The organism is Paracoccus sediminis (genome assembly GCF_900188295.1).
Lineage (GTDB): Bacteria > Pseudomonadota > Alphaproteobacteria > Rhodobacterales > Rhodobacteraceae > Paracoccus > Paracoccus sediminis.
This window is the reverse complement of sequence record NZ_FZNM01000005.1, coordinates 221,328-229,071: the sequence shown is the minus strand read 5'-3', so window position 1 is coordinate 229,071 and position 7,744 is coordinate 221,328. Positions and strand designations below refer to the sequence as shown.

Sequence of the window (7,744 nt, the reverse complement as noted above, 5' to 3'; positions counted from 1 at the left end):
CCACCGTCCGCTTGCCCAGCTCGTTGGCCGCCCGCATCACCCGGATCGCAATCTCGCCACGGTTCGCAACAAGGATCTTTTGAAACATCGCGGTCATCGCCGAGCTTTCACCCAATCCAGTGCACGCCCAGCAGCACAAAGCAGGCAAGGAAAACCGTCTCTGCGACGATCAGGCCCACTGCGGTGCCGCCCACGTCCATCATCCGCGCCAGCGAGGTTTTGATCCCCACCGCCGCGATGGCGGCCAGCAGGGCCCAGCGGCTCAGCTGTTCAGCGAAATAGGACACCGAGGCGGGTATAACCCCGACCGAGTTCAACACCGCCAGCGTCAGGAACCAGACGACGAACGACGGCAGCAGCGGCGGGCGCGTACCCGCCGGCGCATCGGCGTCCAGCCGTCCGGCGCGGATCGCCAGCGAGAAGGCCAGCACCACCGGCGCAAGCATCGACACGCGGATCAGCTTGACGACCGTCGCGGTCTCGCCCACCTCGGGGCTGACCGAGAAGCCAGCGCCGACAACCTGCGCGACATCATGAATGGTGCCGCCCAGGAACACCCCCGATTCCAGGGGAGAGAACCCGAACCAGGACGACAGCGGCGGATAGGCGATCATCGCAACCGTCGACAGGACTGTCACGGCCATGACCGTGAAGGCCAGGTTGCGTTCGGATTTGTCGGTCCGGGGCAGGACCGCGGCGATCGCCATGGCCGCCGAGGCGCCGCAGATCGCCACCGCGCCCCCGGACAGCAGGGCCATCCGCCAGCCCCGGCCAAAGAACCGGGCTGCCAGCATGCCAAAGAGTATCGTCGCCATGACGCCGGCAATCACCAGCAGGATCATCGCGCCGCCCAGGTCCGTCAGCATGTCCATGGACACGCGCGCGCCCAGCAGCGCGACGCCCAGTCGCAGCACGGTGCGCGCCGCATAGCCGACGCCGGCCTGAGTGCGCGTGCCGTCATCCGCCAGAAAGTTCAGCGCCAGGCCCATCAGCAGCGCCATCAGCATGGCGGGCGCGCCGTATTGCTCGGACAGGAACTGCGCCGCCACGGCCACCAGAAGCGCGACGGCCACCCCAGGAAAGACCTCCCGCAGCCGTGCCCGGCAGCTTGTGGCTATCCCGGCACGGCGAGGGCGCGGGCGGGTCGCGTCAGTTTCCATGACAGGGTTCGGCCGTCACGGCGTCGATTTCGGCCAGCAGATCGTCGTCGATCCAGATGCCCGCCGCGGCGACCTCGGCCCTGAGCGTATCGCGGCGGGTGCCGGGCAACCGGGCGCCCGGTTCGGTCTCGACCGCCTGGGCCAGCCTCTCGAACCGCGCGGCGTTGCCGTTGCCGAACGCCGCCGGATCGATCGCGATAATCAGCTGCCCAACCCCCGGCGGCGGCCCGTCGGCCGTGAAGAAGGACGAGGCCTCGTGCCCGAAGCGGGCGCCCACGAGGCCCGCGGCCAGCATCTCGACCATCAGCGCCAGCGCGGTGCCCTTGGCCTCGCCCATCGGGATCATCGTGCCCCGCAGGGCGGCCGTCGGATCGGTTGTAGCCTCGCCATCCGCATCCAGGGCCCAGCCCTCGGGGATGGGCTGCCCGCGCTGCTGCGCCGCCATGATCTTGCCGCGCGCCACCTTTGACAACGAGACATCGATCACCACCGGCGCGCGCGTACCCTGGCGCGGCACCGCAAACGCGATCGGGTTCGTGCCGAACAGCGGGGTGCGCCCGCCCCAGGGCGCCATCGCGGCCGGGGTGTTGGCGAACATCAGGCCGACAAGGCCGCGTTCCGCCAGGGCGCCCACAGTCACCCCAGCCACGCCGCAATGGTGCGACCGGGTGATGGCGGCTACTGCGATACCCTGGGTGCGGGCGGCGCCCTCGAGCCAATCAAGCCCAAGTTCGATTGCCGGATAGGCAAAGCCGTCCTGCGCGTCGATGCTGAGCACGCCGGGCCGTGCCTGGCTGGCCGTGGGCTTTGCGTGACCCTTCACCTTGCCGCTGCGCGCCTGCGCGGCATAGGAAGGCAGCCGCCGCAACCCGTGCCCCCCCTGCCCGGCCTGCTCGGCGGCCACGAGCGCGCGCGCCACCGCTGCGGCGTTGGCGGGTGCCGTGTTGCAGCGGGTCAAGGTGCGGACGATCAGGTCATGGGCCTGCGGCAAGGTCTGATGGATCGGCATCACGCGGCTCCCTCGGCCAGATAATCCAGCACCTTGCCGGCGATCAGCGTGCTGACGCGCGTGTTCGATTCCACGGTAACGCCGGCAATATGCGGGGTCATTATCAGGTTCGGCAGGCCCTGGAAGATTGCCGCCGCCTCGGCCGTCAGCGGCTCGACCTCGAAAACGTCCAGTGCCGCGCCGGCCAATCGCCCCTCTTTCAGCGCCGTGGCCAGCGCGCTTTCGTCGACCACACCGCCGCGCGCGGCGTTTATCAGCACCGCATCGGGCTTCATCTGCGCCAGCGCGCTGTTGCCGATGATGTGGCGGGTCTGGGGGGTCAGCGGCACATGCAGGCTGACAACATCCGCCTGCGACAGCAGATCCTCAAACGCGACCGAGCTTGCCTCGGCCCACGCTGGATCGTCGGGCGCGAGATGCGGATCATGCGCGATGACGGCCATGCCCAAGGCTCGGGCGCGACGGGCCACCTCGCGCGCGATGGCGCCAAAGCCCAGCAACCCCATGACCTGCCCCGCCGTCTCGCCGCCGATCAGGTGCTGGCGGGGCCAGGATCCGGCTACGACCTGGTCCGAAGCACCATAGGCGCGGCGGCGCAGGATCATGGCGGCGGTGATAACATATTCGGCGACCGCCTGATCGTTGGCCCCCGTCGCGGGCCAGACCTGGATGCCGCGCATCCTGCACGCCTCCAGGTCGATGTTGTCCAGGCCCACCCCCAGGCGGCCGACCGCCCGCAGGTTCGGACCTGCTTGCAGCAATTCGTCGTCCACCCTGGTGCGGTTGCGCACCACCAGGATCTCGGCCTGGCCCAGAGACTGCATCAGCTCGGTGCGACGGTCCACCAGATCGGGGGCATAGACGGTCTCGTGCCGGGCGGACATGCGGGCCACGGCAGCCTCGTCCATGAATTCGGTGATGACGATGCGCGACATGGGTTTCCTTTCCTAGAACAGCAGGGCCGCTGGCAGGGGCAGGTTCAGCACCCGGTCCAGCGTGATGTAGAACAGGCCGACCATCACCAGGATGCTGGCCAGGTAAGCCGCCAGCCGGGGCGCGGTCAGGCGTCCGAACTGCGCGGTCAGCATCAGGATGATGCAGGCCAGGACCGAGGTGACGAACAGCCCCAGATGGGGAAAGATCAACGCCCAGCCCAACATGGTCGCGGCCAGCACGAGGCCCCGCCCGGTGCCGTCGGCGCTGACGGATTCGGAATTGACGCCGCCGTGGCCGCGCAGGCTGCGCAGGATCTGGATCAGCGACAGCAGCGCCAGCCCGGTGCCGACGGCATAGGGGAAGGCCGCGGCCATCACGCTGAGCCCGCGGGCCTGCAACAGGATCACCACCGCCAGGACCAGGAACACGACCGACCCCGCCAGCCCGGCTCGGTCGACCGACCGGCCGACGACCTGCGCGTTGACGGGCTGCGGCACGCGGCGTCCCACCCGACGCATGCGCAGCAGCGGCAGCATCATGGTCAGCAGGATCAGCGCCACGATACCCCAGCTGATCGGGCGGTTCACCAGCAGCTGGCCCAAGAAATCGCCCCGCGCCCCGCCGATCATCCAGGCCCGCATGAAGCCCTGCTCGGCGATCTGACCCAGCACCAGCCCCAGCACGATGGGCGAGGCGCCAAAGCCCGCCAGCCCCGCCGCCCAGCCGACGATGCCCAGCACCACCATCACCATGACTTCGTGCGGGTTTGCGTGGATGGCAAAGCTGCCGATAACGGTCATGTAGGCGATCAGCGGGACCAGGATCGCCTTGGGCACGTTGACGATGAACCGATAGGCATAGCGCCCGACGACAAGCCCGACCGGCAGCATCAGCAGCGTCGCGATCACCAGCCCGGTCATGAAGACATAGACGGTGTCATCGCCCGACTGGAACAACGATGGCCCGACCCGGATGCCCTGCACCATCAGCGCGCCCATGATGACCGCGTCCGGCGGCGTGCCGGGGATGCCCAGCACCAACGTCGGAATGAAGCCGCCGCCGACGGTGGCGTTGTTCGCGCTCTCGGTGGCGAGGATGCCGCCGGGCTCGCCCTGCCCGAAATGGTCCGAGCGGGACGAGGCGCGCCGCGCCTCGGAATAGGCGATCAGCGAGGCGATCGATCCGCCGGCGCCCGGCAGGATGCCGACCAGCGTGCCGATCAGCGAGGACCGCAGCAGATTGAACCAGTTCTTCAGCGACAGGCCGATCGCCTCGAACAGGCGAAAGCCCCGCGCCTCGCCCGGATCGAGGTGCTGGCCCGGCGCTGCGACCATGCCGATCAGGACCGGCACGCAGTAAAGGCCGATCAGCGCGGCCACGATGTCGATGCCGCCCAGCATCGAGGGAAGCCCGGCGGTAAAGCGCATGTCGCCGCCGATGACGGCCACGCCGATCATCGACAGGAAGATCCCGAACAGCCCGCCGATCAGCCCCTTGACCAGGTTGCCCTGCGACAGCGTGGCGATCAGTGTCAGCCCCAGCAGGGCCAGCCAGAAATACTCGGTCGATTGGAACGCCAGAGCCAGAGTCGCAAGCCAGGGCGACAGCGTAATCAGCAGGAAGGCCCCGACCAGTCCGCCGAAGACGCTGGCGATGGTGGCCAGCGTGACGGCCAGATCGCCGTCGCCGCGCTTGGCCATGGGATAGCCGTCGAAGGTCGTGGCGATGGCGCTTGGGGTGCCGGGCGTGTTCACCAGGATCGCCGCGAAGGCGCCCCCATAGATCGCCCCGGTATAGATCGCCCCCAGCACGATCAACCCCGAGGCCGGGTCCATGACAAAGGTGAAGGGGACCAGGACGGCGATGGCCATCGTCGCCGACAGCCCCGGCAGCGCACCGATGATCGTGCCCCCCAGCACGCCCGCCACTGCCAGCAGCAGGTTCAGCGGGCTCAATGCTTCAAACAGGATACTTGCTGCATTCGCCATGGTTCACTCCCTTTGGCCTGCAAGGATGCGCCGCCCGGCCGCCGCGCGTTGCGCGCGGCAGATCACCCGAACGCGCGACGGCTGGCGTTACTGCTGGGCGCGCAGCTGTTCGGCCACCGCGGTATAGGCGGCGGTCCGTTCGGCCATGAAGGCGTCCATGTCCGCGTAGGGAACATCGATCACGGCATAGCCGTCGTTTTCCATCTGCGTGCGGAAGGCCGGGTCGGCGTTCACCTGGCCAATGATGTCGGACAGCTGCTGGCGCACGTCCTCGGGCGTCGAGGACGGCACGCCGATCCCGCGATAGGCCCCGCCGACCATGTCGATGCCCAGCTCCTTGAAGGTGGGGGTGTCGGGGAACAGCGGGTGGCGTTCCTCGGTCGCGATGGCCAGCGGGCGCACGGCATCCCCCTGGCGCACGGCCACGGTCGTATAGCCCCACAGCACGTCCACCTCGCCGCCCACCAGGGCGCTTTCGGTGGCGCCGGTGCCGGTATAGGGGATATAGGTCAGCTCGGCCCCGGATGCGTTGGCGAACAACTGGTTGGCGACGTGGTTGGCCGAATTGGTGGCGGTGCCGCCGGCGGTGATGCCGCCCGGCATCTTCTTGGCGGCGTCGATCACGTCTTGCAGCGTCTGGTAGGGGCTGTCGGCGCGCACCAGCAGCGCGTCAGGCGTGAAGTGGAACATATAGACATTCGCGATATCCTCGGTCTTGTAGCCGGGATCCTGCAGCATCGGCTGCAGCACGATATGGGGCAGGTTCGTGCCCATGATGGTCTGGCCGTCGCCCGGCATGCCGTTCAACCCGGCCCAGGCCTGCGCCCCGCCGGCGCCCGGCAGATACTGCACGATCAGATCCTGGCCGGTGATCTTCTGGAACGGCTGCTGCTGATAGCGCGCCGTGATGTCGCTTTCCCCGCCCGCGTTGAACGGGATGATATAGGTCACCGGCCCGTCGGGAAAGGCCAGTGCCGCCCCCGCCATGCCCATCACTGCCAAAGCCGTCGCGCCGATTAGGCGCCGTGCCGTCGTTCCGATCATAGGTTTCTCCTCCCCTGCTGTGTGGTGCGACCTGTCGCCCGCCGGCCACGCCCCTCCTCAAGGGCGCGGCCGGCGGCGGTGGTCAGGCGCTGCGATAAAGCTTGGTCATCGAGAACTCCCGGTGACCCAGGGCCTCGGCCGCGGTCAGACGGCCATTGGCGGTGCGCACGATCATCTCGATCAAGGCATCGCCTGCCTGGTCGATGGTCATCTCGCGTGTCAGCACGCCGGTGACGTCCACATCGATGTGTTCGGACATGGTGCGCAGCGTGCGCGGGTTGCCCGAGATCTTGATGACTGGCACGATCGGGTTGCCGACCACGTTGCCCTGTCCGGTCGGGAAGGTGTGGATCACATACCCGCCCGCCGCCATCAGCGTGACGCATTCGGCCGCCGCGGACGAACTGTCCATGAAGTAGAGGCCTGGCCCCTTGTCCGGCGTCTCGGCCGGGCCAATCGCGTCGATGTAGGTCGAGGTCCGGCCGATCTTTTCCAGATTGCCCAGGGCCTTCTCCTCGATGGTCGTCAGCCCGCCCAGGATGTTGCCCTTGGTCGGCTGGCTGTCCGACAGATCCGAGGTCTTGAACTGCTCGATCACGTCGTCCTGATAGGACTTCCAGATCGTCTTGAACTTCTCGGCGGCCTCGGGATTGGCGGCGCGGGTTTCGCAGATATGCTCGGCCCCGGTGATCTCGGACGTCTCGCCGAAGCAGCCATAGATGCCTTGCGGCAGCAGCTTGTCATACATGTTGCCGACGGTGGGGCAGGACGACAGGCCGGTGGTCGTATCGCTTTCGCCGCATTTGGTGGACACCCACAGATCGCTGATCGGGCAATCTTCCTTGTGCAGTTCGGTCGCCCAGTGGACGTAGTCCTTGGCGGTCCAGCTGGCCTGGCGGATGGTTTCGAAATCGCCCTTCTGCTCAATCGAGAAGCCCGTGACAGGCTTGCCGGTCTTGGCGATGCCGTCGACGATGACCTTGGTCCATTCCGGCTCGATCCCGATGACCACCACAGCGGCCACATTGGGGTTGGCCCCTGTGCCGATGATCGTGCGGAAGTGCAACTCCAGATCCTCGCCGAATTGCAGGCGGCCATAGGCATGCGGAATGGCCAGCGTGCCCTTGACGTTGTTGGCCACCGCCTCGCAGGCGGCGTTCGAGATATCGTCGACCGGCAGGATCAGGACGTGGTTGCGCACGCCCACGCGCCCATTTTCCCGGCGCCAGGCCTTGACGGTCGCGGTGCTGAAATCAAGTGCCATGACCTACCACCTTTTCGTCTTGCAGTTCTGGGTATGGACGTGCCCGCCAACCGCGGCATCGCCAACCATCTTGCCGATGTCCTCGCCGTACTTGATGACCGTGTCGCCGGCCTTCAGCGGCTTCAGCGCGACCTTGTGGCCGATCGGAATGTCGGCCTTGGCCGTCAGGCGGAAGTCGGAATTGTCGGCTGTCACGACGCACAGCATCTCGGTGCCGGCTGTCAGGTTCTCGACCACCACCACGCCGACATTGTCGTCACGATCATGGACCAGAAGTTGTGGAATGCTCACCTTGTCCTCCCTTGTTGGCACAACTGCCATGTGGCCTTCTTAACAGTTATAA

At 67.3% G+C, this 7,744-nt stretch carries 8 protein-coding genes; all 8 read right to left on the bottom strand.

Annotated elements, in window-relative coordinates; genetic code table 11:
• The coding region (locus tag CHB77_RS18885) for a biotin carboxylase N-terminal domain-containing protein (protein ID WP_425320183.1) at window positions 1-88 on the bottom strand (88 nt) is incomplete at its 3' end.
• Window positions 89-107: 19 nt separating this feature from the next.
• On the bottom strand, window positions 108-1,160 hold the full coding sequence (locus CHB77_RS09900; protein ID WP_089388039.1) for a YeiH family protein: 1,053 nt from the start codon (window positions 1,158-1,160) through the stop codon (window positions 108-110).
• A complete protein-coding gene (locus tag CHB77_RS09895) occupies window positions 1,150-2,169 on the bottom strand; it encodes an Ldh family oxidoreductase (RefSeq protein WP_089388038.1) in 1,020 nt (339 codons plus the stop codon). Before CHB77_RS09895 ends, CHB77_RS09900 begins: the two co-directional genes overlap by 11 nt.
• Window positions 2,169-3,104, bottom strand: a complete 936-nt coding sequence (locus CHB77_RS09890) for a hydroxyacid dehydrogenase (RefSeq protein ID WP_089388037.1) — start codon at window positions 3,102-3,104, stop codon at window positions 2,169-2,171. Before CHB77_RS09890 ends, CHB77_RS09895 begins: the two co-directional genes overlap by 1 nt.
• A gap of 12 nt (window positions 3,105-3,116) precedes the next feature.
• A complete protein-coding gene (locus CHB77_RS09885) occupies window positions 3,117-5,093 on the bottom strand; it encodes a tripartite tricarboxylate transporter permease (protein ID WP_089388036.1) in 1,977 nt (658 codons plus the stop codon).
• Between the two features lie 87 nt (window positions 5,094-5,180).
• Window positions 5,181-6,137, bottom strand: coding sequence for a tripartite tricarboxylate transporter substrate binding protein (locus tag CHB77_RS09880; RefSeq protein ID WP_089388035.1), 957 nt, complete (start codon window positions 6,135-6,137; stop codon window positions 5,181-5,183).
• An 82-nt stretch (window positions 6,138-6,219) separates the two neighbouring features.
• Window positions 6,220-7,401 carry a UxaA family hydrolase gene (locus tag CHB77_RS09875; protein ID WP_089388034.1) on the bottom strand — a complete coding sequence of 394 codons (1,182 nt, stop codon included), beginning with the start codon at window positions 7,399-7,401 and terminating at the stop codon, window positions 6,220-6,222.
• A gap of 3 nt (window positions 7,402-7,404) precedes the next feature.
• Window positions 7,405-7,692, bottom strand: coding sequence for a UxaA family hydrolase (locus tag CHB77_RS09870; RefSeq protein WP_176430328.1), 288 nt, complete (start codon window positions 7,690-7,692; stop codon window positions 7,405-7,407).
• Window positions 7,693-7,744: the final 52 nt, after the last annotated feature.